This window comes from Sphingomonas pruni NBRC 15498 (assembly GCF_001598455.1).
Taxonomy (GTDB): domain Bacteria; phylum Pseudomonadota; class Alphaproteobacteria; order Sphingomonadales; family Sphingomonadaceae; genus Sphingomonas; species Sphingomonas pruni.
Map to the genome: position 1 here is coordinate 1 of NZ_BCYZ01000055.1, position 23,430 is coordinate 23,430.

The 23,430-nt window shown below is 65.1% G+C and carries 23 protein-coding genes, 1 pseudogene and 1 riboswitch; of the genes and pseudogenes, 9 read left to right on the forward strand and 15 right to left on the reverse strand.

Going from position 1 to position 23,430, the window contains the following annotated elements; genetic code table 11:
• Positions 1-102: 102 nt before the first annotated feature.
• From SPR01S_RS15330 to SPR01S_RS15350, 5 genes and pseudogenes are all read left to right on the forward strand, one after another.
• Positions 103-1,105, forward strand: a pseudogene (locus SPR01S_RS15330) (IS30 family transposase).
• 91 nt (positions 1,106-1,196) lie between these two features.
• On the forward strand, positions 1,197-1,709 hold the full coding sequence (locus SPR01S_RS15335; RefSeq protein ID WP_066590895.1) for a DUF2306 domain-containing protein: 513 nt from the start codon (positions 1,197-1,199) through the stop codon (positions 1,707-1,709).
• Between the two features lie 4 nt (positions 1,710-1,713).
• Positions 1,714-3,144, forward strand: coding sequence for a glycosyltransferase family protein (locus SPR01S_RS15340; RefSeq protein ID WP_084251228.1), 1,431 nt, complete (start codon positions 1,714-1,716; stop codon positions 3,142-3,144).
• Positions 3,145-3,351: 207 nt separating this feature from the next.
• Positions 3,352-4,011, forward strand: coding sequence for a hypothetical protein (locus SPR01S_RS15345; protein WP_157082286.1), 660 nt, complete (start codon positions 3,352-3,354; stop codon positions 4,009-4,011).
• A gap of 125 nt (positions 4,012-4,136) precedes the next feature.
• Positions 4,137-4,218, forward strand: a riboswitch (ZMP/ZTP riboswitch).
• A gap of 20 nt (positions 4,219-4,238) precedes the next feature.
• Entirely contained in the window at positions 4,239-4,937 is a 699-nt protein-coding gene (locus SPR01S_RS15350; protein ID WP_066590899.1) for a DJ-1/PfpI family protein, read from the forward strand.
• Here the strand turns inward: SPR01S_RS15350 and SPR01S_RS15355 are convergent.
• The 9 genes from SPR01S_RS15355 to SPR01S_RS15395 all read right to left on the reverse strand — a co-directional run bounded on the left by SPR01S_RS15355 (position 4,903) and on the right by SPR01S_RS15395 (position 15,157).
• Positions 4,903-5,553, reverse strand: coding sequence for a DedA family protein (locus SPR01S_RS15355; RefSeq protein ID WP_066590901.1), 651 nt, complete (start codon positions 5,551-5,553; stop codon positions 4,903-4,905). The genes SPR01S_RS15350 and SPR01S_RS15355 overlap by 35 nt on opposite strands.
• A 59-nt stretch (positions 5,554-5,612) precedes the next feature.
• Positions 5,613-6,668, reverse strand: a complete 1,056-nt coding sequence (locus SPR01S_RS15360; protein ID WP_066590902.1) for a sulfotransferase — start codon at positions 6,666-6,668, stop codon at positions 5,613-5,615.
• Positions 6,619-7,020, reverse strand: coding sequence for a hypothetical protein (locus SPR01S_RS21660; protein ID WP_066590904.1), 402 nt, complete (start codon positions 7,018-7,020; stop codon positions 6,619-6,621). The genes SPR01S_RS15360 and SPR01S_RS21660 overlap by 50 nt, the downstream gene beginning before the upstream one ends.
• Positions 7,017-7,256 carry a hypothetical protein gene (locus tag SPR01S_RS15370; RefSeq protein ID WP_218016767.1) on the reverse strand — a complete coding sequence of 80 codons (240 nt, stop codon included), beginning with the start codon at positions 7,254-7,256 and terminating at the stop codon, positions 7,017-7,019. The genes SPR01S_RS21660 and SPR01S_RS15370 overlap by 4 nt, the downstream gene beginning before the upstream one ends.
• Entirely contained in the window at positions 7,253-8,623 is a 1,371-nt protein-coding gene (locus SPR01S_RS15375; protein ID WP_066590907.1) for an arylsulfotransferase family protein, read from the reverse strand. Before SPR01S_RS15375 ends, SPR01S_RS15370 begins: the two co-directional genes overlap by 4 nt.
• Positions 8,624-8,861: 238 nt before the next feature.
• The gene (locus tag SPR01S_RS15380; protein WP_066590909.1) at positions 8,862-10,382 is read right to left on the reverse strand and encodes a UdgX family uracil-DNA binding protein; all 1,521 of its coding nucleotides are present in this window, start codon (positions 10,380-10,382) and stop codon (positions 8,862-8,864) included.
• A 10-nt stretch (positions 10,383-10,392) separates the two neighbouring features.
• Positions 10,393-11,640, reverse strand: coding sequence for a putative DNA modification/repair radical SAM protein (locus tag SPR01S_RS15385; RefSeq protein ID WP_066590912.1), 1,248 nt, complete (start codon positions 11,638-11,640; stop codon positions 10,393-10,395).
• Between the two features lie 59 nt (positions 11,641-11,699).
• On the reverse strand, positions 11,700-12,686 hold the full coding sequence (locus SPR01S_RS15390) for an aspartyl protease family protein (protein ID WP_066590914.1): 987 nt from the start codon (positions 12,684-12,686) through the stop codon (positions 11,700-11,702).
• A 62-nt stretch (positions 12,687-12,748) separates the two neighbouring features.
• The gene (locus SPR01S_RS15395; protein ID WP_245662038.1) at positions 12,749-15,157 is read right to left on the reverse strand and encodes a ligase-associated DNA damage response DEXH box helicase; all 2,409 of its coding nucleotides are present in this window, start codon (positions 15,155-15,157) and stop codon (positions 12,749-12,751) included.
• A gap of 114 nt (positions 15,158-15,271) precedes the next feature.
• Between SPR01S_RS15395 and SPR01S_RS15400 the strand changes: the two genes are divergently transcribed.
• The 4 genes from SPR01S_RS15400 to SPR01S_RS15415 are packed head-to-tail and all read left to right on the forward strand — an operon-like array spanning position 15,272 to position 18,655.
• Positions 15,272-16,270 (forward strand): ligase-associated DNA damage response exonuclease, encoded by a 999-nt coding sequence (locus tag SPR01S_RS15400; RefSeq protein WP_066590947.1) that lies wholly within the window; start codon positions 15,272-15,274, stop codon positions 16,268-16,270.
• A gap of 27 nt (positions 16,271-16,297) precedes the next feature.
• Positions 16,298-16,765 (forward strand): hypothetical protein, encoded by a 468-nt coding sequence (locus SPR01S_RS15405; protein ID WP_157082288.1) that lies wholly within the window; start codon positions 16,298-16,300, stop codon positions 16,763-16,765.
• Between the two features lie 58 nt (positions 16,766-16,823).
• On the forward strand, positions 16,824-17,891 hold the full coding sequence (locus SPR01S_RS15410) for a zinc-binding dehydrogenase (RefSeq protein ID WP_066590949.1): 1,068 nt from the start codon (positions 16,824-16,826) through the stop codon (positions 17,889-17,891).
• 53 nt (positions 17,892-17,944) lie between these two features.
• The gene (locus SPR01S_RS15415) at positions 17,945-18,655 is read left to right on the forward strand and encodes a DUF899 family protein (protein ID WP_066590919.1); all 711 of its coding nucleotides are present in this window, start codon (positions 17,945-17,947) and stop codon (positions 18,653-18,655) included.
• Here SPR01S_RS15415 and SPR01S_RS15420 read toward each other — a convergent pair.
• The 6 genes from SPR01S_RS15420 to SPR01S_RS15445 form a co-directional block, all read right to left on the reverse strand.
• Positions 18,646-18,948: a putative quinol monooxygenase gene (locus SPR01S_RS15420; RefSeq protein ID WP_066590921.1), complete on the reverse strand. Its 303-nt coding sequence runs from the start codon at positions 18,946-18,948 to the stop codon at positions 18,646-18,648. The genes SPR01S_RS15415 and SPR01S_RS15420 overlap by 10 nt on opposite strands.
• A gap of 183 nt (positions 18,949-19,131) precedes the next feature.
• On the reverse strand, positions 19,132-19,521 hold the full coding sequence (locus tag SPR01S_RS15425; RefSeq protein ID WP_066590923.1) for a hypothetical protein: 390 nt from the start codon (positions 19,519-19,521) through the stop codon (positions 19,132-19,134).
• A 104-nt stretch (positions 19,522-19,625) separates the two neighbouring features.
• Positions 19,626-21,128 carry an RNA polymerase factor sigma-54 gene (gene rpoN / locus SPR01S_RS15430; protein WP_066590925.1) on the reverse strand — a complete coding sequence of 501 codons (1,503 nt, stop codon included), beginning with the start codon at positions 21,126-21,128 and terminating at the stop codon, positions 19,626-19,628.
• Between the two features lie 117 nt (positions 21,129-21,245).
• Complete coding sequence (lptB, locus tag SPR01S_RS15435) at positions 21,246-22,022, reverse strand: LPS export ABC transporter ATP-binding protein (protein ID WP_066590926.1); 777 nt, start codon at positions 22,020-22,022, stop codon at positions 21,246-21,248.
• A gap of 147 nt (positions 22,023-22,169) precedes the next feature.
• Positions 22,170-22,814 (reverse strand): LPS export ABC transporter periplasmic protein LptC, encoded by a 645-nt coding sequence (gene lptC / locus SPR01S_RS15440; RefSeq protein ID WP_066590928.1) that lies wholly within the window; start codon positions 22,812-22,814, stop codon positions 22,170-22,172.
• Positions 22,807-23,427 carry a ribonuclease D gene (locus tag SPR01S_RS15445; RefSeq protein ID WP_066590930.1) on the reverse strand — a complete coding sequence of 207 codons (621 nt, stop codon included), beginning with the start codon at positions 23,425-23,427 and terminating at the stop codon, positions 22,807-22,809. The genes lptC and SPR01S_RS15445 overlap by 8 nt, the downstream gene beginning before the upstream one ends.
• Between the last annotated feature and the right edge of the window lie 3 nt (positions 23,428-23,430).

Below are 23,430 nucleotides of genomic sequence, written 5' to 3' on the forward strand. Positions count from 1 at the left end.
TTGTCCCGGCATCCAACGTGCAACAACACCTCATTTCGGTAGTGGAGGAGTGGACCCCTCTGAGTTCACAAACGAAGTGCAACACCTCAAGCAGGTGGTGCCATGTCGAGTTACAGTCAGTTATCGCTTGAGGAGCGGTGTTCGATTGCCCGGCTTCGCGAAGCCGGGCAATCGATCCGGCAAATCGCTGCAGCTCTGGATCGCCAGCCGTCGACCATCTCCCGCGAGTTGAGCCGCAACAGCGGATCGAAGGTCGGATACCGACCCGGCTACGCCCAGGCCCAGGCAGGGGCCAGGCGCTGGCATGGAGCGCGCCTGGAGCGCGAGGACGTCTTGCGCGAAGAGATCCTCAACCGCCTTGGCGAGGGCTGGTCACCCGAACAGATAGCCGGGCGCCTCGCCCCATCAAGCAGGGCACCGGGTGATCAGCCACGAGACCATCTACCGCTTCGTCTATGCCCAGCTGAAACGAACCAATGAACGCCGCTGGCGACTTTATCTGCCCCGCTCCAAATACAAACGCGGCCGGCGCAACAAGGGCGGCGGATGGCCGCGCATCGCCGATCGTTGTTCGATCCACGATCGCCCTCTCGACATCGCCACCCGCCAGGTACCCGGCCACTGGGAGGCAGATGGCATGCTCTTCTCCGCCCCCGGCAAGGCCATCCTCGTCGCGCAAGAGCGACAATCCCGCCTCACCATCGCCATGCCTCAGCAAAACCTCAAAGCCGATCCCGTCGCCGCAGCACTCACCCGCATGCTAAGACCCATGCCCCCAACCATGCGGCGCTCGATCACTTTCGACAACGGCACCGAGTTCGCCCGCCATCACCACATCGCTCGCCAGCTCGGCCTCCAGACCTTCTTCTGCGACCCGCACTCGCCCTGGCAAAAGGGCGGCATCGAAAACGCCATCGGCAGACTTCGCCGCGACCTCCCCAGAAAAACCAACCTCAACGCCTTGCCGCGATCCTCCCTCGACGCCATCATCGCTCGCCACAACAACACGCCCAGAAAATGCCTCGGCTTCCAAACCCCCGCCGAAGCCTTCCTCAACTCGTTGCACTTCGAATGTGAATCCACACCCGGCACAAGGCCGGGGTGACGTCGGTGGTGCCGCCGTGCGCCAGGACCACTTGTTCCCTTCCCTCGCGCTGGAACCGATTCTAGATTCGCCCCGACACCATGGGGGATCGATGGCAACCTTATTCATGAAAGCCGACGCGAAGGTCGGCTCGCTCGCGCCCAATTGGTACGACAAGGCGCTGTCGGGCGCGGCGTTGCTGTTGCTCGCGATCGTGCTCGCCGCACTGGCGCGGGGCGTGGCGCAATGGCCGCAGGTTCCGGGCATCGTCTGGGCGCATCTCGTGACCGTCCTGGTTGCGCTGGTGCTGACGCCGTGGATGCTGCTCAGGCCGCGCGGGACCAAGACCCATCGCCTGTTGGGCAAGATCTGGGTGGCGGCGATGGTCGCGACCGCCGCGCTCAGCCTCTTGGTCAAGACGATCAATCCCGGCCATTTCAGCATCATCCACATCCTGTCGATCTTCACGCTGATCATGGCGCCACGCGTGTGGCTGACGGCGCGCGCGCATCAGGTGGCGCGACATCGCGCGACGGTACGCGGGCTGGTGACCGGTGCGCTGCTGATCGCTGGATTCTTTACATTGCCGCCGTTCCGGCTGCTCGGCGGCTGGCTGTTCGGATAGACGCGTGGCGCGGACGCGATTGCTGCTGTTCGCGCTGGTCTGGCTGTCCTGCGCCTGGTTCGGGTCCTGGGCGCTCAATCCCAATAATGCGACACGGATGTACGCCGGCATGGCGCTGGTCGAGCGCGGCGATGCCCGGATCGATGCGTATCAGGCGCTGACGATCGACAAGGCCGAGTTCGACGGCCATGTCTATATGGACAAGGCGCCGGGGATGACCTTGTTGTCGCTGCCGGCAATGGCGCTGGCCGACAAGATCGGTCCGCCGATCGAATATATCCCACCCACCCTTTACGACGCGCAGTTCGAGCATCTCATGACCATCCGGCTGCGGCTGGCGGTGGCGATGGTGAGCGCCGTCATCACCGCGCTGGCGGGGCTGGCGATGCACGATCTCGGGTTGCGGCTGACCGGGAGCGCGAGCGACGCGCTGGTCGCGAGCCTGGGCTTCGCGCTGGGGACGCCGGTATGGGGCTGGTCGACCACCCTGTTCGGGCATGCGCCGGTGGCGGGATTGTTCGTGATCGCGGTCTGGGCCCTTTGGCGCGCGGGCGAGGGACACGCGATACGCTTCGCGGCGATCGGCGGCGCGGCCCTGGGACTGGCGGTGCTGATCGAGTTCGAGGCGGCGCTGGCGGGGTCGGTGATCGCGATCTGGGGAGCGCTCCGACTGTGGCGGGCCGACCGGCGCGCGGTGGCGGCAGCGGCGGTCGCCGGATTGGTGACGCTGTTGGTGCCGTTCATGACCTACAACATGATCGCGTTCGGTACGCCATTTCGGCTCGGCTATCAGGGCGTAGTCGGCTTCGCCGGGATGGATCAGGGATTGTTCGGTCTGACCAGCCCCAAGCCGATGGTGTTGCTGAAGATCCTGGTCGGCATGCGCCGCGGATTGCTGTGGGTGGCACCGGTGCTGATCCCAGCGACGGTGGGATTATGGCTGCTGGGTCGGAAGCATCGCGGGCTGGCGATAATGCTGGCGGCGGCGGCGCTCACTGTCCTGTTGGTCAATTCGGCGTACGTCTATTGGGACGGCGGCCACTCGACCGGCCCGCGCCACTCGGTCCCCGCGATCGGCCTGATCGCGATCGGCCTGGCGCCGTTCTGGGCGAGGTTGAGGTTCGCGTGGGAGCGCGCGGTGACGGTCGCGTTGCTACTGGTGTCGGTGGTCATCAACCTGATGATCGCAGCGGCGAACATCACCACACCGGATACTTATCGCTTTCCTCTGGCCGACCCGATTCTAACGGCGTGGAAGGCAGGTGCGCTCAGGACGTTGCCGAGCGATTTCCTGGGATGGAGTCCGATCGTGGGGGCGGGGGCATATCTGACAGTGGCGCTGATGCTCCTCTCCGCGTTGCTGGCGCGGCGGCCTACCGAGCAGTCAAATGACTCCCAACGGCAGGCGAACCTCGCCGTCGACCGCAAGCGCTGAACAAAGCGCCAAGGATATTGATGGGTTATCGCATGCAGCGTCGCAATTCAGGGGGTGGAGACCCCTTCAGCAGCGGGCCACCGTCCCCCCTCGCCAATCGGTCGTGCCGGCAATCGGGCGCGGGGTTCCAACGGATCGCCAGATTGCGGTTCCCATTCCACGCGATGCGGCGTCTATCCGTCTGCGATAGGAGCAGGGAACGACGCCGTGAACACACCCGCCGCCGGTTCTTCGGTGAGCCGATCGACCGATCCAAAAACGATCGACGAATTAGTCGCATTACGTGCCGGGTGGGACTTGGCGCGGGCGAGCCAGTTGACCATGGTGCGGTTGCAGCTCGCGCTCCACAAGTCGAACCGTCGCTCCGCGATGCAGGCGCTCGACACCCTGCTCGACATCGAGGCGGAAATGGCGGAGCTCGCGGCCATCCTGGACGACGCCCCCACGCACGCAGCCGGCGATGCGGCGCTGTCCGGCTTCATAGGGCTCCAAAAGGCCGCCATCGCGGTCGAAAAGCATGCCCTGGCGGGCGGCGGCTGGCCAGGCGATGCCCGGCCAACCGCCATCCCCGGGCCCGACGATCCGGCCGTCTCCGAACCCGACCATCCCGCAGTCGCCACACCCAATGATCTTGCTGCTTCCGTCCATTTGGAACCGACGGTCGCGGTTGCGGTCGCCACGCCCGTCGATCGACCGATCGCGATCGATCTGCCGACGCTCTATCCCGCCACGGACGACGACGCGGACGAAGCGGAGGTCGACGGTCGGCCCGGCGGAGCGCGCTGGATGGCGGTTCTTGCCACGGCGATCGCACTCATCGTCATTGCGGGCCTGATCGCATGGCAGTGGCCAGCCTTGTTCGCATAGCGATAAGGGTTCGGCGTAGGGATTGGTTGCCGACCCGTTGGACGCGCAGCCTCGCCTCCGCGATCTCGAACTTCGCATAAACGACAGACCGCGCTTGGCCTGCTCGCTCGCCCACGATACACTCCGCCTCGCTGCGTGACTGGCGAAACCGTGGGGCACCACAAGGGAGCGCAGGCTGAACCAACGCCGCTCGCCTGGGCATCCGCGCATCGACAAGGAGTCCGCTCATGGCCAGCATTCCGCCGATCTCCGTCGCTTTCCTGCTGTTCCCCAACGTCACCCAGCTCGACCTGACCGGGCCGGCGCAGGTGCTGTCGCGACTGGGGAATGTGACGCTCGATCTGGTCTGGAAGGATCGCGCGCCGGTTGCGACCGATGCCGGCTTCGCGATCGTGCCGACCGCGACCTTCGCCGAGATATCGCACGCCGACATCCTGTGCGTGCCCGGCGGAATGGGCGTGACCGAGGTGATTGCCGACGATCAGGCGATGGCCTGGGTCCGCTCGATCGGTGCCGAGGCGCGCTGGGTGACGAGCGTATGCACCGGATCACTGATCCTCGGCGCGGCAGGTCTGCTGAAAGGCTATCGCGCGGCGACGCATTGGTCGTGGCGCGACTATCTCGCGATGTTCGGGGCGGAGATGGTGCCCGAGCGGGTCGTGGTCGACCGCAATCGCGTGACCGGCGGCGGAGTAACCGCCGGAATCGATTTCGCGCTGACCTTGATGGCGGAGGTGCGCAGCCCGCAATTCGCCAAGGCGGTGCAGCTCAGCCTGGAATACGACCCCGCGCCGCCGTTCGATGCGGGGTCGCCGGAAAAAGCCGGCCCCGAGCTGGTCGCGACTTATCAGCGGCGGGCGGCGCAGCTCGCCCCCGATCGTGAGGAAAAGTTCAGGGCCGCGGCGGCGCGCCTGGGCTTTTCCTGACGCCGCGCAGGCGGTGCCAGAGGTAGAAAGCGACCGCCGCGACCAGCACCACCGCGATCACCACGTCGGCTGAGTGGAACGCCGCCTTCAGCCGCGGGTCGCTATCCCATGCCTTGCCCAGCTTCATACCGATCCAGGCGAGGCCGAAGCACCACGGCCAGGAGCCGAGGAAGGTGTAGATATGGAACGGCACCAGCCGCATTCGCGCAACGCCGGCCGGGAAGGCGATGAAAGAACGGATGACAGGCAGCAGCCGGCCGATCAGCACCGCGATCGAGCCCCACCGTTCGAAGAAGCGGTCGGCGGCATCGATCTCGCCGGGGCCGACCAGCACATACTTGCCCCATTTGAGCGCGAGCGGGCGGCCGCCGCGCTTGCCGATCTCATAGGCGACGATCGAGCCGAGATTGCATCCGATCGCGCCCGCGGTTGCCGCAAGGTACAGGTCGAACCGCCCGGTCGAGACCAGATAGCCGGCGAACGGCATGATGATTTCGGACGGCAGCGGAACGCACGCGCTCTCGATCGCCATCAGCAGTACGATGCCGAGATAGCCGCCGGTCGAAATGACCCAGATGGTAAAGCCGGCGAGGACGGCGAGGATTTTCTCGATCATGGGCCCGGTCGATGCGCAGAATGGCCGCTGGGGTCAATCGGCAATCGGGAGCGGTGATCTTAGTTGGCGCGTGTAACCAGCTGACGATGGACCGCACGCGCCTCGGCGAGGACGTCACCGCTCGCGCCTTCGACCGCATGTACCGGCGGCGGTCGGAGGCCATCGCCCGAGCCCAGCTGCACCGCGGCCGCGGCGGCGATCCGCGCGACGCCGGCGGCCGGCTTCGCGCAAAGCGCATCGTAATCGACGAATATTTGCCGTGCACCGACCGCCCCTGGCTGATCGAGCAACAGGCGGTACACCGCGCCCCAGATCGCCAGCCAATAATCGATCCGGTCGGTCGGTTCGCTGGCGGCAGGTGCGCCCGGAATCAGCGGCGGGCGGTGGCTGCGGCCAAATTCGTAATGGCCGAGCCAGCGCATGTAACTCGCTCGGAAGGGATCGGCACGGCCCAGCTCGACCGCGCGGCGATGCTGGTTGAGCAGTGAGGCGGCCTGTTGCAGCGGGTCGCGAAACGGATGGACCAGCACCGCATCCGGAAACGCCGCGACGATTCCCCCGAGCCGCAGCACATTGGCATTGTTCTTCGACAGATAGCGCGGCCGATCATAGCGACGGCGAACCAAAGCGACGAGATCGCGGAACGCGTCGACACTGTCGGGCAACGGAGCGTGCGGATGGAGATGGGTGCGCGTGATGTAGCGCTTGCCTTCGGTGGTGCGCCAGAACACTTCCTCGATCGCTTCCGGACTGTCGAGATCGTGTACGATGCCGTCGCCATGGCCGCGTTCCTGCGCCGCCAGATCGCGCCGCGACCGCCTGCTCATTTTCTGCCAACTATTGGGCGCGAGCGGGAACGGCATGTCGCGATAGGTCAGCGACGCGAATTGGCCACTGTCGTGGAGCAGGCGGAGCAGGACCGTTGTACCGGCTCGTGCCACTCCGGCTACGAACACCGGCGCGCCGCCGTCACGTGCGCGGGCATTGGCGCCGTAACGCGAACGTTCGAGATCGAACGAGAGGTCGAGCACCGCCGGGTTCATCGCCAGGCGGTGGAGCAGGCGGTCAGCGCGGCTGTAGCCGCCGCCGCCCGATCCGCCATCGGACGAGGACATAGATCAGACTCACGAAAAGGATGAGGAGGCGCGCTTCCCAGTCGAAAAAGGCGGCACGCACGCCGAGCGGCACGGCCCCGTCGATCAGCAGCAGCAAGACGACCGGTGCGATCACCAGCGCCAGGATCGCCCCCGCGGTCAGCGACGATGCCATCATGCGGCGCGCAAGGACGCGGGTTGCGCGTTCCTTCAAATGATCGGACACGCCGCGCCGAGCGAGCACCGCGCCAGCACGGCGGCCAAGCGCGGCCAGCACGGCAAAGCGCGGCACTATCCGCAGCCGGCGCGCGATTTCGCCCGCCGCGACGATAGCAGCGAACAGAAGCAAGACCGGTGCGATCGACGCGATCACGCCTTGCTGTCGCGTGGCCGGGGCGGCGGGGCGGGACGCCGGCGCAAGCCGCGGATCAACCGCTTGACCGGATACCAGACCAGCGAGACGGTCATCAGGAACACCGAGCCGACAATGCCCAGCACGACGCCGATTGCGCCGAGCCCGACCCCAGGGCCGCTATAGGCCTGGGCGATCACCGGGATCATCGTCAGCAGGATCGCGCCGGTCAGCGCGGAGATGCGGTGAAGGGTCATGTGCATTGCTCCCTGGCAGTGGCCGCCTTGACGGCGGAAAGGACCCCCGGATCATCGGGGTCGAGATAGCGGCTCCAGCTCAGCCACAAGCGGCGGCCGGAGGGGTCGGCAGAGACGTAGCGCCAGCGCAGGCTGCCGTCAGGGGCGATCCGCATGAGTTGGCCACGCTCGGTCTCTTCGACCATCACGTCGCCGTTCGACAGCGGCGTGGCGCGGCCCTGGGTCGCGGTGGTGATGCCGCGCACCGCAAAGGTGGTGGCCAGCGGCGAGCTCACTTTGTCGGTCGCCAGATTGTAGATCAGCAAGCGGTTATTGCCGTCGACGCGGCGCCCCGCCACGCCCCAGCGCACGTGGTTGTCGAACACCATGATGCGATGGTCGTCGAGGATCGAGACGTCGTGCTGCGCCGACCACGGACCCGCGCGCGTCCACAGGATGCGGCCGGTCGACGGGCGATAGAGGGCGATCAGCGACATGTTGCGAAGCGACAGGATGACGTCGCCCTGCTGCCAATAACGACCCGAGGTCAGCACCGGCTCGATATCGTTGAGGTGGAACGGATCCTCCTCATAGGGCCGGCCGCGCCACAGCCCGCCGAGATCGTTGCGGTCCAGGATGTCGATCAATCGCTCGACACGGATCAGTTGCCCCTTCTCGTCGACTTGCGCCAGCGCCTCATCGGCGAATTTGGCGCCGACGCCGGGAACGTTGGACCGCGTCAAGCGGTAGGGAATCCACAAACTGCCGTCGGCGGCGCGCTCGAGCGAATGGTGGAAGATGCCGTCGATCACCCAGCGCGGCTGGCCGCAGCCGTCGATCCGCGACAAAGGGGTGTTGTCGTGGATCAGCAGGTCGCCATTGGCGAGCAGCATCGGATGCATCGGCCGCATCCGGTCGACACTCTTGTCGCGATTCAGGTCGACGATCGCCGAATGGAAATGCGATCGCGCATTGATCGCCGCGACGTCAGGCAGCCATTCCTTGAGCATCCGGCCGTCGGACAGGCGGATCAGCTGGATCGTCGCGCGGCCGCGTTTCGTGTTATAGGGTGTGATCAGCGCATACCCTGGATCGACAAAGGACCGCAGGGCGTTGCGGCGGAACCCGGCGGGGAGCTTTTGATAGGGCGTGGTGGTGAACGGCGCCGCGCCTTTCCACCAATCGCCGATCGTGTCGGGTATTTCGGCGACCTGTACCGCGATCATACCGAGCGCACCGTGCTTTTCGGCGCTGCGGGCGAGCGCCGCGATCGCCACGGTCAGGATCAGCCCGAGATTGGCCGCGAGCACGAGCGTCCAGAGCGGTACGCGCCGCGCGAGCAACGGCATGTCGCGCCGCTCCGCCGCGGCGCTCTCGGGGCGAGCCATCAACACCCCGCCTGCTTGAAATTCCGGCCGCCGCCAGCCGCCATGTCGTCCCCTTTGTAGCGCCGGGACCGGGCTAGGCCCGATTTGTCGCACAAGTTTGTCACTGGGTCAGCTTGGCTGTCCCTTGTTGCGGCGCTGTTTCCGCGACTTGTACTGCCGTAACACGACAGCAAGCTTTACGTTTCTAGCTGTCAGAGCCCTGCGGACGGGCCACGGCTCGATCGTGGAGAAGATGCGGTCAGTCGCGCATCCGCTTCGCCGCCGCCTTAAGGTCATCGACGAATTTCGCGAATTCCTCGCGCCGCGCCTCTTCGTCGGGCAAGCGCAGCAGAAAACTCGGATGGACGGTGATCCAGCCTTCGCCGCCGCCGGGCAGATCGTGCGGGCGCCCACGTTCGCGGCTGATCGTCATCACCTTGCCGAATAAAGACCGCGCCGCTGTCGCGCCCAATGCCACTGTCACACGCGGTTTCATCAGCGCGAGTTCCTGCTCGATCCACCAGCGGCAGGCGCTGATCTCGCCGGCGTCCGGCTTGGAATGGATACGGCGTTTGCCGCGCTGCTCGAATTTGAAATGCTTGACCGCGTTCGAGACATAGACGCGCGCCCGGTCGATCCCTGCCTCCGCCAACGCACGGTCGAACATCTGCCCGGCCGGACCGACGAACGGCTTGCCGGCCAGATCCTCCTGATCGCCGGGCTGCTCGCCGACGAACACCAGGTCGGCGTCGACCGGCCCTTCGCCGAACACGGTCTGGGTCGCGTGTTTGTAGAGATCGCAGCGGCGGCATTGCATCGCTTCATCGCGCAAAGCAGCCCAAGCGGCCTCGACATTGTCTCCGGACTTCGCGCGCGCCGTCGCGACCATCACCTGCTCCCGTGCCTGCGCCCCCGCGATCAACTCGGGTATCAACGCGGTTTCGGGCATGTTTTTCCAATATTTGCGCGGCATCTCCTTGAGCATCGCACCGACCTTGACCCGTGCCGGGTTGAAGATCGACGCATAATAGGTCTTCCAGACCGCCTCGATGGGATCGCCCTCCGGTGCGTCCGCCTTTGACGCACCTGGTCCTTGGGTGAGCCGCTTGCCGTCCCAGTGGATCGAGATCTCAGGTGTCAGGATCGACCAGCGCATTGTCGCGAAGCGATCGACGAAGAAACCGGCATTGGCGCGGACGATATGATGCTCTGGCTCGAACCAGGCGACGTACCGCATTCCGGAACTATTTTGGGCGGTGCCAGCCCGCTCCCCCACCCGACCACCCAAATTATGCTGTGGGCGGTCGGGTGGGGGAGCGGGCGGAGCATCCGAAGGTTCCGGCGATGCGCAGCATCGCTGGAATGGCTGCGCAGGGGGGTGCGGAACTTCGCGAAAGCGCAAAAACGCTCGCATCTTATGGATGTCGCGGCGGACCGCTTTCGCCAGGCCCTCGATCTTGCGGACCTGCGGATCGGCCTGGTCCTCCATCAGCCCTGGCTCGCGCAGCACCCGGACGAGCAGGGCATGGAGCAAGGCAAAGCGCTGGCGTTCCGAATGGAGGGTCGCCGAGCGCGCGAGGTCGATGAACGCGCGCGGCACCGAGAAAGCACCGCGATCGGCGGGGACCACCGGCATCTGTCCCGCGAACAGCTCGCCTGGATCGTCGCCGCCGACTTGCCACACCACCTGGTCGGGCGGCACCTGGTCAAGCACCAGCCCGCGCACGGCGTCGCGCCAGCCGTCGAAATCGTCCTCCGCCTCCAGCGTGACGATTCGCATCAGCACCCACTCAACCAAACAACTCCATTTGTTTCGCCTTGGGGGCGACCAGCGAACGGAGGTCGGCCTTCTCCGAGAGCGCGACGGGTTTCCAATCGCTGGCGATCAGGAACGGCCGGACCTTGGCAAGGGAAACGGTCAGCCGGCCGACATCGGCGAGCGCCAGCCGCCGCCATCGCCGCGCCGCAAGGATACGATCGACAGCGCGGGTACCGAGCCCCGGCACGCGCAACAGCGCCTCGCGCGGGGCGTGGTTGACGTCGACTGGGAAACGATCGCGAAACTTCAGCGCCCAAGCTAGCTTCGGATCGATGTCGAGCGGCATCATGCCGGTCGTATCGTCGGCCGCCGCCGCAACCTCATCGGACGTGTACTCGTAGAAGCGCATCAGCCAGTCGGACTGATAAAGCCGATGCTCGCGCATCAAGGGCGGGCGCTTCAGCGGCAGCACCGCGCTGGCATCGGGGATCGGCGAGAAAGCCGAATAATAGACGCGGCGCAGGTCGAACTTGCCGTACAGCCCGGCGGCGCGCGTTACGATGTCGCGGTCGGTCGCGGCGTCGGCGCCAACGATCATCTGGGTCGATTGGCCAGCAGGCGCAAAACGCGGGGCGGATTTGTACCTTCGTGTGGCATCGCCCGCATCGACAATATCGCGCTTCATCCCCGCCATCGCGCCTTCAATCCGCGTCGCGTCCTTTTCGGGCGCGAGCCGTTCGAGCCCGGCGCGGGTCGGCAACTCGACATTGATCGACACGCGATCGGCATGGAGCCCGGCGCGATGGACCAGTTCCGGATCGGCGTCGGGAATGGTCTTCAAATGGATATAGCCGCGGAAATCGTGATCCTCACGCAAGCTTCGCGCGACTTCGACGATCCGCTCCATCGTGTAATCGGACGAGCGGATGATGCCCGAGGACAGGAACAGTCCTTCGATATAGTTTCGACGGTAGAAAGCGAGCGTGAGCTGGACCACCTCATCGGTGGTGAAGCGCGCGCGGCGGACGTTCGAGCTCTTGCGATTGATGCAATAATGGCAATCGAACACGCAGCTGTTGGTCAGCAGGATCTTGAGCAACGAGATGCAGCGGCCGTCGGGCGCGTAGGCGTGGCAGATGCCCATCCCCTGGTCGGTCGACCCGATTCCCTTGCCGCCACGCGAGTCGCGCTTGACCGACCCCGAGGACGCGCACGAGGCATCGTACTTGGCGGCATCGGCGAGGATTTCGAGTTTTTGACGGGTGTCGAGCTGGGCCACCCGTTCCTTATATGTTCTCAAGCCCAGTGTGTCACTGACCTGCGTAAGCTATTGAGATACTAAGTTCTGATACTTCGGCATGCCGCGCTGGTGCGGCACGTATCGTGTACGTCTATTCCCTTGTGCGCCATCGTGAAGCCGACTTCCCGGTTGACGAAATCGAGCTCTACGCGACTGAAAAGCTTAAGCGAACTCATGCCAAGGATGAGCGCCGGCTTATCGCGCAATCCGAAACGGCCGAATGGCGGCACGTCGGCGAACACCATGCCGAAATTGTTGAAGTTGACCGAACCAACCCGCACGTCGCTGACCGTCACGAAATCAGAGGTGAATGAGCGGCCAGTCACTGCGGTAACGACAACCGGACCGTAAGAGCGTGGAGCGCGCTTGGCGAGCTTGAGCATCGCGCTATTACCCACGCTGAGCCACGATCCAGTATCGATCACCACGGCGATCGGTTGGCCGTTGAACCAGGCCTTGGTCACGATCAGCTGCCCGGTACGCGATCGCGCCGATATGACGACGTCGCCCGATGCGTGCCGGTGCGCACGTTTCAGAACCATTCGCTTCCGATAGAAATCCAGTACGACGGATTGGCCCTGAAGCGCATCGATCCCCAACATGCCTGGCGCGCCGATATCGGCCATCAATAGCTGCGGCGCTTCCATGCCGCTGGTGCCGAGCGCGCCCGCGCTCAACGACGGCACCTTCACCGTGGCGACGTCGGCCGGGCCGGTGAAATCGAACACCCGCGCCGGTTGTCCAAGGGGCAGTTTTAGAAATCCGGCCAATTCACGCGAGACCACGGACCGCTCGGCGCCGGTATCGACGACGAACGGAAACGGTCCGTGCGCGCCGATCAGTACCGGCACGGTCATCCTGTCGCTGCGCTCGCGGAAATTGAGGATGTCCAGGCTGGGGCTGGCAGCGGCGGTGGGCGGTTGGGGGGCGGCGACAGGCCCGGGCGCTGCGATCTGCTGCGCGGCCAAGCTCGATGCAGCCAGAGCGGCGGCGCTCATCGCCAGCAGGGGAATAAACCCGCGCATGGCCGGATCATACGCCCGTTTCGGACGTGTACCAAGCGGATAATACGCCGCATGGCGGACGCTTAGTCGAGCCGCATCGCTTCCTGCGCGAGGCTCTCCGCCTCCATCAGCAGCGCGTCGTCAGCGAGGCCAGTCGCGACATTCTCCCGCCCGATCAGCGTCAGCACGGGCACCGCCAGCGGCGACACGCGGTCGAGCGTGACGTGCAGCATCGTATCGCCGGCGCGGTCGAGGAGATCGGCGAGGCGCCCGACATCGGTCATCCGGGCGCGGGCATCGGCCCAGGCGGCCTGGAGCAGCAAATGGCCGGGTTCGTATTTGCGCAGCACATCATAGATCAGGTCGGTCGAGAAGGTGACCTGCTTGCCGGTCTTGCGCTTGCCGGGATGCTGGCGCTCGACCAGGCCGCCGATTACCGCGACCTCGCGGAACGCGCGCTTGAGCAGATGCGATTGCTGCACCCAATCGACGAATTCGTGCTCGAGGATATCGGGTGAGAACAGACTGGCCGGATCGGTTACCGGATCGAGCGAATAGCAGCCGATGGCATAATCGCTGGCGACGAATCCCAGCGGTTTCAGCCCCTGCGTCTCCATCCGCCGGGTGAGCAGCATGCCGAGCGACTGGTGCGCGTTCCAGCCCTCGAAACTATAGGCGACCATGTACTGGCGCCCGTCACGCGGGAAGGTCTCGATCAGCAATTGCCCGGGTTCGGGCAGGCGCGAACGGTAGGACTGCACTTCGAGCCATTCGCGCACATCATCGGGGAAGCGCGCCCATTCCTCAGGATGCGCGAGAAAGCCGCGCACCCGGTCGGCAAGGTGGGTCGAGATCGGCATGCGCGCGCCGCCATAGGTCGGAATCCGCGCCGGCCGGGTCGAGGCGCGGACCAGCACGTCCTCGGTGTCGATCCGGATCACTTCGCAGCTCATTCCGGCGAAGAAGAAGGTATCCCCGTTCGACAAGGTGGCGGCAAAGCTTTCCTCGACCTTGCCGAGCAGGCGGCCGTTCTTGAACCGCACGTTGAGCATCGCCGCCTCGACGATGATCCCGGCGTTGAGGCGATGCTGCTGGACGAAGCGCGGGTGGCTGACGCGCCACGTCCCGTCGGGTTCCTGCGTCAGCCGCTTGAAGCGATCATAGGCGCGCAGGGCATAGCCGCCATCGCGGATGAAGCCGAGCACGCGCTCGAACGTCTCCGCATCGAGCGCCGAATAGGGCAGAGCGCCTTGCACTTCGCTCAGCATCGCGTCGCCCTGGAATGGTGCGGCGCAGGCGCAGGCCATGACGTGCTGCGCGAGCACGTCGAGCGCGCCCAGGCGGAAGGGCTCGTTGTCGAGTTCGCCCATCTCGACCGCGTCAATCGCCGCGCGTGCTTCGAGATATTCGAAGCGATTGCCGGGGACGATGATCGCCTCGCTCGATTCGTCGAGCCGGTGGTTGGCACGGCCGATCCGCTGCAACAGGCGCGACGAGCCCTTGGGCGCGCCCATCTGGATCACGCAATCGACGTCGCCCCAATCCACGCCTAGATCGAGGCTGGCGGTCGCGACCAGGGCACGCAACTGACCCGCCGCCATCGCGCTTTCGACCTTGCGCCGCGCTTCTTTCGACAGGCTGCCGTGATGCACGCCGATCGGCAGCGACATCAGGTTCACTTTCCACAGATCCTGGAAAATCAGCTCGGCCAGGCTGCGCGTGTTGCAGAACACGATCGTCGTGCGGTGCGTCTCGATCTCCGCCATCACCTGTTCAGCGGCGTAACGGCCCGAATGGCCGGCCCAGGGGACACGGCCCTCAGGCAGCAGGATGGCAATGTCGGGCTCGGCGCCGGGCTCGCCGAGCACGAGGTCGACCATGTCGATATCGCCATCGGGCGCGAGCCACGCGCGATAGGCGTCGGGATCCGCGACGGTCGCCGAAAGCGCGGCGCGACGCATGTCCGGCGCGATCCGCTGGAGCCGTGCCATGCACAGCGACAGGAGGTCGCCGCGCTTGCCGCTGGCGAAAGCATGGACTTCGTCGACCACCACCCGCTTGAGCCCGGCGAACATCAGAAAACTGTCGGGATAGCTGAGCAGGAGCGACAGCGATTCAGGTGTGGTCAGCAGGATCTGCGGCGGGCGCACGCGCTGGCGCGCCTTGCGGTCGCTCGGCGTATCGCCGGTGCGCGTCTCGACGCGGATATCGACGCCCATCTCCTCGATCGGAGTGAGGAGGTTGCGCTGGACGTCGACCGCGAGCGCCTTGAGCGGCGAGACATAGAGCGTGTGGAGATCCTCGGTGGGGTTCTCGATCAGTTCGACGAGCGAGGGCAGGAATCCCGCCAGCGTCTTGCCGGCGCCGGTCGCCGCGACGAGCAAGGCGTGATGCCCGGCCCGCGCGGCGTCGAGCATCTCGAGCTGATGCCGCCGCGGACGCCAGCCGCGCGCGGCGAACCAGTCGGTCAGGGGCTGGGGGGGAAGTGTCACGCGGACGATATAGGATGCGAACCGGCAAGTGCGCCATGGTCGCGCCGGGGCTGGCGCCGAGATTGGCGATGGTGACGGGTGGAACCCTGCGCCCGCGCCGACCATATTAGCGTGATGACCAAGCTCGGCGACTGGATCACGCCCCATCCACAGGGAATCTATGTGGCGCCGGCCGGTGTCTGGATCGATCCGTCGGTCCCCAGCCCGCGCGCACTGGTGACGCACGGTCATGCCGACCATGCTCGCGGCGGGCACGAGGCGGTGTGGGCGACGCCGGAAACGCTGGCGATCATGGAGGCGCGCTACGGTCCGCAAGCCGGGCACGCCGTCCAATACGGCGAGCCACGCGACATGGGCGGGGTCGAGGTCGAATTCGTCCCCGCCGGCCATGTGCTGGGATCGGCGCAGATCGTGCTCAGGTATCGCGGCGAAACGATCGTCGTATCGGGCGACTACAAGCGCCGCCCCGACCCGACCTGCGCGCGGTTCGTGCCGGTGAAATGCGATGTCTTCGTGACCGAGGCGACGTTCGGACTGCCCGTCTTCCGTCATCCCGAGACGCATGACGAGATCGACAAATTGCTCGCCGCGTCGCGCGCCAATCCCGATCGCTGCGTACTGGTCGGCGCCTATGCCCTGGGCAAGGCGCAACGCGTGATCCGCGAATTGCGCGACATGGGGTTCGACGATCCGATCTACATCCACGGCGCCTTGCAGCGATTGTGCGATCTCTATGTCGAACTGGGAGTCGATCTTGGCGAGCTTCGTCCCGCGACCGGAGTGGCCAAAGCGGAGTTGCAGGGGCGGATCGTGCTATGTCCGCCGGGCGCGCTCAACGATCGCTGGTCGCGACGCCTGCCCGACCCTATCACGGCGATGGCCAGCGGCTGGATGCGCGTCCGCCAACGCGCACGGCAGAAGCTGGTCGAACTGCCGCTGATCCTGTCCGACCATGCCGATTGGGACGAGTTGACCGAAACGCTGATCGAGATCGCGCCCAAGGAAGTGTGGGTGACGCATGGCCGCGAAGACGCGCTGATCCATTGGTGCGAGACGCGGCAGATCAAGGCTCGCGCGTTGGCGTTATTGGGATATGAAGACGAAGACGATTGACGTTATCGATTCTTTCGGGGGCAAAAAATGAAGAGTTTACTTGGTGCCGTTCTACTCGCTGCCGCCATTATGCCCGGCCAGGCATCCGCCAGCCCGTATGGTGACGATCTGACAAAATGCATCGTCGGTCATACCAGCGAAGCAGACAATTTGCTGCTTGCGAAGTGGATATTCGTCGCGATGTCCGCAAGTTCCAAGATCAAGGACATGTCCAACGTTAGCGCGGCGCAACGCACCGAGGTCAACCTGTCCACAAGCAAGATGTACAACCGGCTCATCACCAAGGATTGTCGAGCGGAGACCGTGGCGGCACTCAAATATGACGGGCAGCAATCGCTTGAAAGCGCGTTCGAACTTCTCGGCAAGGTCGCGATGCAAACCCTGATGGGAGATCCCGGCGTGCAGGCCAATTTGTCGGGTCTGGATCAAGCTTTCGACAAGCAGGCATTTAACGCAATGATGATCGAAGCTGGCCTCAAGCCCAAAACGCCATGAGCGAAAGTCCACGCACGCCGTGTGGAAGCCGATACGAAGAATGGCGGGGAGTCGGATGATGCGGGCGGTGGTCAAGCGCGGACAGCGGCTGGAGCTCGACGAGATCGTCGAGCCGACACCCGACAAGGGGCAAGTGCTGGTGCGGACGCTGCGGTGCGGCATTTGCGGCTCCGACCTCCATGCGCTCCACCATATGGACAAAATGGTCGCCGAGCGCGCCGGCGGCACGCCGCGGCCGCTGCCCGACATGGTGATGGGGCACGAATTCTGCGCCGAAATCCTCGATTACGGTCCCGATACGCCGCTCCGGCTGAAGCCGGGAACGCGAGTCGTCTCGGTCCCCGTCACCAATTCCGCCAAAGGCTATCACCCCGTCGGCTATTCGCCCTCTGCGCCTGGCGGATTCGCCGAGCGGATGCTGCTCGACGAAAGGTTGCTGCTGGAGGTGCCCAACGGCCTGTCGGACGACCTCGCCGCGCTGACTGAGCCCTTTGCGGTCGGCGCGCACGCCGTGGCCAGGGCGGCGCTCGAACCCGGATCGGCGTCGCTGGTGATCGGCTGCGGACCCGTTGGTCTCGCGATTATCGCCGCGCTCAAGATCGCGGGCAAGGGACCGGTGATCGCCGCCGATTTCTCCCCGCGCCGCCGCGCCGAGGCCGAGCGGATGGGCGCCGACGTCGTCGTCGATCCCGCGGTCGAGGGGCCGCACAGGAAATGGGCCGATTATGGCGTTCCGGCGACCGAGGCCGAAGCGCATATCGCCCGGATCGCGGGGAAAGTGCATGCGCGGCCGATCATCTTCGAATGCGTCGGCGTGCCCGGCATGGTGCAGCGGATCATCGAGGATTGCCCGCCCGGCGCACAGATCGTCGTCGCCGGCGTCTGCATGGAGCCCGACAGCTTTCGTCCGTCGATGGCGATCACCAAGCAGCTCAACCTGGAATTCGTCTACGGCTACACGCCCGACGAGTTCGCCGCGACGTTGGGCGAGATCGCCGAGGGGACGATCGATGTCGGGCGGATCATCACCGGGACGGTCCATCTGAGCGGCGTCGCGCAAGCCTTCACCGACCTCGGCGATCCCGAGAACCACGTGAAGATCATGGTCGATCCCACTGCAGGGTGATAGGAACCCGACTCCGGCTTCGAACGCTTTGACGGCGCGAAATGGAGAGGAATATGGCCGAAGCCGACGTCACGTCGCTCGCTCCCGCTACCGAGCTCGCCGAAAAGGCACATCATCCCTATCCGGGCGAAAGCGCCGATTACGCCGCGGCGCGCAAGAGGCTGCTGGCCGAGGAAGTCGAGTTGCGGCGGCACCTCGAACGCGTGGCAGCGCAGCGCCGAGCGTTGCCGCCTGGTCCGGTGGTCGCGAAGGATTATCGCTTCCGGGGCCAGGACGGCGAGGTCGGGCTGGCCGACCTGTTCGAGGGCCATGACGCGCTCGTCACTTATTGCTGGATGTTCGGCCCGGAGCGCGCGCGGCCATGCCCGATGTGCACGCAGTTTCTCGGGGCGCTGGCGGCCAACGCGCTCGACTTGCGCCAAAAGGTGGCGCTGGCGGTGATCGCGCGGTCGCCGGTCGAACGGCTGTACGATTTCGCCAAGGAGCGCGGCTGGCGCGGCCTGCCGCTCTATAGCGACACGAGCGAGGCATTCGGGCGCGATCACAATGCCTGGCACGACGACAGCGACTGGCCGTCCTACGACGTATTCACCAGGGACGAGGACGGCACTATCCGTCATTTCTGGGGATCGGAACTGGGCGGAACCCAGGACCCGGGCCAGGATCCGCGCGGCGCCCCCGAAATGTCGCCTTTATGGAATGTGCTCGACACGATTCCCGCCGGGCGCGGCACCGACTGGTATCCGAGTATCGACTATTCCTGAGGCGGCGCCTTTTGCGCGCTGTAGGTGGTGATCTTCTCGCTCGACGCGGCGTACGCGCGGACCGCGTCCATCAGCTCGGCGATTCCGGGCGTGACGAAATGTTCCTGCAGTGCGGGCAGGTCGCGCCATTCCTCGAAAAACACCAGCCGGAGCGGGTTTTCGGCATCGATATGAACCGCGTGGCTGATACAGCCGTCCTCGCTCCTCGAGCGGCGGACATGCGCGAGACAGGCGTCGCGCAACGGCTCGAACTGCCCCTCCTTGGCGGTGATGCTCCCGGTGACAATGATCATGACACCCTCTCCCTTGGTCGGGAGGCTAACGCATTTTTGAGCCGGTGGGAACTATCGAAAGTATTATAAAACAAGGAGAATAAATGGGATATGAAACCGCGTCCACGCTGCGGCAGGGGTAGACCCGGCACAAGGCCGAGAAAGCGCCTTACGCCGCGGTGACGCGGGAAAAGAGAAAAGGCGTCACGCCGCCACCATCTCCGGATCGTGCGCGAAGAGCCATTGTTCGGCCTCGACGCGATTCTCGAAACATCGCGCGGTGCGCCCATTCAGCGCGCGCATCAACTGGCTGCGCGCGAGTGTGCGGTCGACGACGAAGGCGAGCTTGCGCGATCGGTACACCGGATCGGCAAGAAGGTCCTGGAAGGCGGCGACAACGTCCTGCGCCTGCACCTTCATCGCGCTCACGTCGTTGAGCGTTACATGCTGATTCGGGCCGCAGGTCAGGCGCGCATGTTCCGCGGCGCGCGTGTCACGAAAAGCCTGGATATCGTCGGGAGAGAAGAAGCCGGACATCGAGATGCGAATCAAATCGCGCGAGGGCTCGGCCCGAACGGTGAAATGTGCAGCCATGCCCTTGGATTAGAGCGAATGTTTTGCCGAACGGTAAAAAATCAGACCAGATTGCAGCGAAGCTGACACAGCCGCGGCGCCGAGTCAGCCAGGCTGAAAGGATTCTAGCCGACTCCCTCCAGCGCCTTCTGACGCCGACGCTGCACCGAGCTGCCGATCCCCATTGCCTCGCGATATTTGGCGACGGTCCGCCGCGCGATACCGAAACCCTTGGCGTTGAGCATGTCGACCAACGTGTCGTCGGACAGGATCGCCTTGGGATCTTCGACCGAGATCAGCGCACGGATCGCCGACTTGACCGCCTCGGCCGACACCGCATCGCCCCCATCCGCCGCCTGGATCGCCGAGGTGAAGAAATATTTGAGCTCGAACAGCCCGCGCGCGCAGCTGAGATATTTGTTCGAGGTGACCCGGCTAACGGTCGATTCGTGCATCTCGATCGCATCGGCGACCTGCTTCAAGGTCATCGGCTTCAGATGCGCGACGCCATGGAGGAAGAACGCTTCCTGCTGCTTCACGATCTCGCTCGCCACCTTGATGATCGTGCGCTGCCGCTGGTCGAGCGCCTTGACCAGCCAGTTGGCGCTGGCGAGCATCTCGCTGAGCCACGCCTTGGACGTCTTGTCCTGCGGGCCCGAGGACAATTCGACATAATAAGAGCGGTTGACGAGCACCTTGGGCAGAGTCGCCGCGTTGATCTCGATCGCCCATCCCTGCTTGGCGCGCGCGACATAGAGATCGGGCACCACTGCCTGCATCGGCTCCCCGCCGAACCGGCAGCCGGGCTTGGGATCGTAATTGCGCAGCTCGCGGATCATGTCGGCGAGATCTTCGTCGTCGACGTCGCAGATCCGCTTGAGCCGCGACATCTCGCCGCGCGCGACGAGGTCGAGATTGTCGATCAGCCGCGCCATGCACGGATCGTAGCGATCGGCCTCTTTCGCTTGGAGCGCGAGGCATTCGGCGAGGTCGCGTGCGCCGACCCCCGTCGGATCGAACGTCTGGATCACCCTGAGCACGGTTTCGACATGGACCAGCGGCACGCCGAGCCGGTTGGCGATATCGAGCAGAGGAGTGGTCAGATATCCGGCCTCGTCGATCAGGTCGATCACATGCTGTGCGATGAAGATATCGGCGCCCGACAGCACCTCACCCGCCTGCTGCAGCAAATGGTCGGCGAGGCTGAGGCTGGTGTCGGCAAAGGCGTCGAGATCGGGGCCGTCCTCGCTCGCACCGCCGGACGTACCGCCGTTGAGGCCGAGCGACCCGTCCATCCCGGCCTGGTCCGACGGCGAATCGTGGTGGAAGCTTTCCGCCGCGAAATCGACGTCGAGCGAGGCTTCGCCACCGCTTTCGCCGTTCAACAGGGCATCGGCACTGGCCGGCTCGTCGCCCATCGCTGCCGGCGCTTCGCGTTCGATGATCGGGCCGTCATCGTCGCTGCCCGCGCTCGAACTGTCGAGCAGCGGATTGCGCTCGAGTTCCTCGGCGATGAAGGTCTCGACTTCGAGATTGGACAGCGCGAGCAGGCGGATCGCCTGCTGCAACTGCGGCGTCATCACCAGCGATTGCGACTGCCGAAGATCGAGGCGCGGCGCGAGACTCATGCCTGTCCGCCCGTCGCCCCGGCGCAGGCCGGGGCCGCTCTGAAATGGAGGTCCTTTTTCCGCCAGCGGCCCCGGCCTGCGCCGGGGCGACGAGTGGGAGATGGGCTCGTCATCGTCCTACAGCGTGAAACTTTCACCGAGATAGAGCCGACGGACATTCTCGTCGGCGACGAGTTCCTCGGGCGAGCCCGCGAACAGCACGCGGCCGTCATAGATGATGTAGCCGCGGTCGACGATGTCGAGCGTCTCGCGCACATTGTGGTCGGTGATCAGCACGCCGATGCCGCGCTTCTTCAATTCGACGATCAGGTCGCGAATGTCGGAAATCGACAAGGGATCGATACCGGCAAACGGCTCGTCGAGCAGCATGATCGAGGGATTGGCGGCAAGCGCTCGCGCGATCTCGGCACGGCGGCGCTCGCCGCCCGACAAGGCCATGGCCGGCGCGTCGCGCAACCGGGTCAGGCCGAATTCGTCGAGCAACTGGTCGAGCCGGCGTTCGCGCGCCGCTTTGTCCGGCTCGGCAAGTTCGAGCACGGTGAGAATGTTCTTTTCGACCGACAGCCCGCGAAAGATCGAGGTTTCCTGCGGCAGATAGCCCAGGCCGAGAATCGCGCGGCGGTACATCGGCAATCCGGTGATGTCGTCGCCGTCGAGCATGATGCGGCCCGAATCGGGCTTCACCAGTCCCATTACCGAATAGAAGCACGTGGTCTTGCCGGCACCGTTGGGGCCCAGCAGGCCGATCACCTCGCCCGGCCCGACCGACAGCGATACGTCGGTCAGCACGACGCGTTTGTCGTAGGATTTGGCGATCGACACGACCGACAGCCCCCGCATCACCGGGGCCTCGGCGATCGGTGCAATGTCTTCCAGGGTCACGGCGTCGTTCATATCGGCTCCCTGAGTGCCCGCCTCTTGGTTACTGAATGGTTATCGCGCGAGCAATTGGCAAGCTTCATGCATGGCGTAGTTTCGCGCCATGCACCGGCGCTTTGCCGCGGGCAAGCGTGTGCGCGGCGGATGCGCCAAAAAACCGGGCTATCGGTTGCCTTTGGCCTTGCCTGTGAAGTGCATGGTCGCGCGCCCATCAAGTTTCACCACGCGATTCTCGAGGTCGGCGTTCATCGTATCGGCGTTGAAATTGCCTTGCGGCAAGGTACCCGATACGCCGCCGGTGCCCTGCATCGTGCGCTTCCGCAAATCGACCGTCGCCGCATTGCTCTGAAGACTATAGCCCTTGGGACCGGTGAAGGTGATCGGCCCCGACACGTCGACCTGCTGGCTCTTCAGATTGTAATTGCCCTTTGGCGCGACGAGCTTGCCGGGACCATCCGAGAGCGAGATATCGCCCATCATGCGGTTGATCTCGACGATCGGCTGACTGGCGTCGCGCTGTACCGCCGACTGGGCCGTCAGGGTGAAAGGCTGGCCCTTGTCGTCCTGGCCGCGATAGGTCGCCGACTGGACGCGCAGGCGCTCCTTGGTGATTTCGACCTTGTTGCGGTCGAGCACGAAACTGACGTCGCCACCGGCGGTCAGCGGCAAGAAGACCATCAGCGCGGCGACGACGCCGACCGCCGATGGCAGCACGACACGCAGGATCGCGATCAATGTATCGTGCCCGCTCCCCGGCGCCGCCCAGCGCTGGCGCTCGGACCGCATCCGGAGCGCGACGTCAGACATGCGCGAAGATGTCGATCTCGGGCCAGCCCGCGAGATCGAGCTCGGCGCGCCACGGCAGGAAGTCGAAACAGGCCCGCGCCAGCTCGGCACGGTTTTCGCGTACAAGGCGGCGATCGAGTTCGTCGCGCAGGCGATGCAGATAGCGCACGTCGGACGCAGCATAATCCTTTTGCGCGTCGCTCAGTTCGGGACCGCCCCAATCGGACGATTGCTGCTGTTTCGAAATGTCCTGACCGAGCAGCTCGCGGACCAGTTCCTTCAGCCCATGGCGGTCGGTATAGGTGCGGACCAGCCGCGATGCGGTCTTGGTGCAATAGACCGGGCCGGCGGTGACCCCGAGATAGTGCTTGATCGCGGCAAGATCGAAGCGCGCGAAATGATACAGTTTCTCGCGCGCCGGATCGGCGAGCAGCGCCTTGAGATTGGGCGCGGCATAGTCGCTGCCGGGGCCGAAGCGAACGAGATGCTCATCGGGCCCGCCATCGGACAATTGCACCAGGCACAACCGATCGCGCGGCGTGATCAGCCCCATCGTCTCGGTATCGACGGCGATCGCGGCACCGGGCGCGAACAGCCCGGCCGGAAGGTCTTCCTCATGGAGATATACGGTCATCGC

Excerpts from the sequence above, each read along its gene's own strand:
- SPR01S_RS15335 (WP_066590895.1), top strand. The coding sequence starts at position 1,197 with ATGGCAACCTTATTCATGAAAGCCGACGCGAAGGTCGGCTCGCTCGCG.
- SPR01S_RS15350 (WP_066590899.1), top strand. The coding sequence starts at position 4,239 with ATGGCCAGCATTCCGCCGATCTCCGTCGCTTTCCTGCTGTTCCCCAAC.
- SPR01S_RS15355 (WP_066590901.1), bottom strand. The coding sequence starts at position 5,553 with ATGATCGAGAAAATCCTCGCCGTCCTCGCCGGCTTTACCATCTGGGTC.
- SPR01S_RS15360 (WP_066590902.1), bottom strand. The coding sequence starts at position 6,668 with ATGTCCTCGTCCGATGGCGGATCGGGCGGCGGCGGCTACAGCCGCGCT.
- SPR01S_RS15370 (WP_218016767.1), bottom strand. The coding sequence starts at position 7,256 with ATGACCCTTCACCGCATCTCCGCGCTGACCGGCGCGATCCTGCTGACG.
- SPR01S_RS15375 (WP_066590907.1), bottom strand. The coding sequence starts at position 8,623 with ATGGCTCGCCCCGAGAGCGCCGCGGCGGAGCGGCGCGACATGCCGTTG.
- SPR01S_RS15380 (WP_066590909.1), bottom strand. The coding sequence starts at position 10,382 with ATGCGAATCGTCACGCTGGAGGCGGAGGACGATTTCGACGGCTGGCGC.
- SPR01S_RS15390 (WP_066590914.1), bottom strand. The coding sequence starts at position 12,686 with ATGCGCGGGTTTATTCCCCTGCTGGCGATGAGCGCCGCCGCTCTGGCT.
- SPR01S_RS15400 (WP_066590947.1), top strand. The coding sequence starts at position 15,272 with ATGACCAAGCTCGGCGACTGGATCACGCCCCATCCACAGGGAATCTAT.
- SPR01S_RS15405 (WP_157082288.1), top strand. The coding sequence starts at position 16,298 with ATGAAGAGTTTACTTGGTGCCGTTCTACTCGCTGCCGCCATTATGCCC.
- SPR01S_RS15410 (WP_066590949.1), top strand. The coding sequence starts at position 16,824 with ATGCGGGCGGTGGTCAAGCGCGGACAGCGGCTGGAGCTCGACGAGATC.
- SPR01S_RS15415 (WP_066590919.1), top strand. The coding sequence starts at position 17,945 with ATGGCCGAAGCCGACGTCACGTCGCTCGCTCCCGCTACCGAGCTCGCC.
- SPR01S_RS15420 (WP_066590921.1), bottom strand. The coding sequence starts at position 18,948 with ATGATCATTGTCACCGGGAGCATCACCGCCAAGGAGGGGCAGTTCGAG.
- SPR01S_RS15425 (WP_066590923.1), bottom strand. The coding sequence starts at position 19,521 with ATGGCTGCACATTTCACCGTTCGGGCCGAGCCCTCGCGCGATTTGATT.
- rpoN (WP_066590925.1), bottom strand. The coding sequence starts at position 21,128 with ATGAGTCTCGCGCCGCGCCTCGATCTTCGGCAGTCGCAATCGCTGGTG.
- lptB (WP_066590926.1), bottom strand. The coding sequence starts at position 22,022 with ATGAACGACGCCGTGACCCTGGAAGACATTGCACCGATCGCCGAGGCC.
- lptC (WP_066590928.1), bottom strand. The coding sequence starts at position 22,814 with ATGTCTGACGTCGCGCTCCGGATGCGGTCCGAGCGCCAGCGCTGGGCG.
- SPR01S_RS15445 (WP_066590930.1), bottom strand. The coding sequence starts at position 23,427 with ATGACCGTATATCTCCATGAGGAAGACCTTCCGGCCGGGCTGTTCGCG.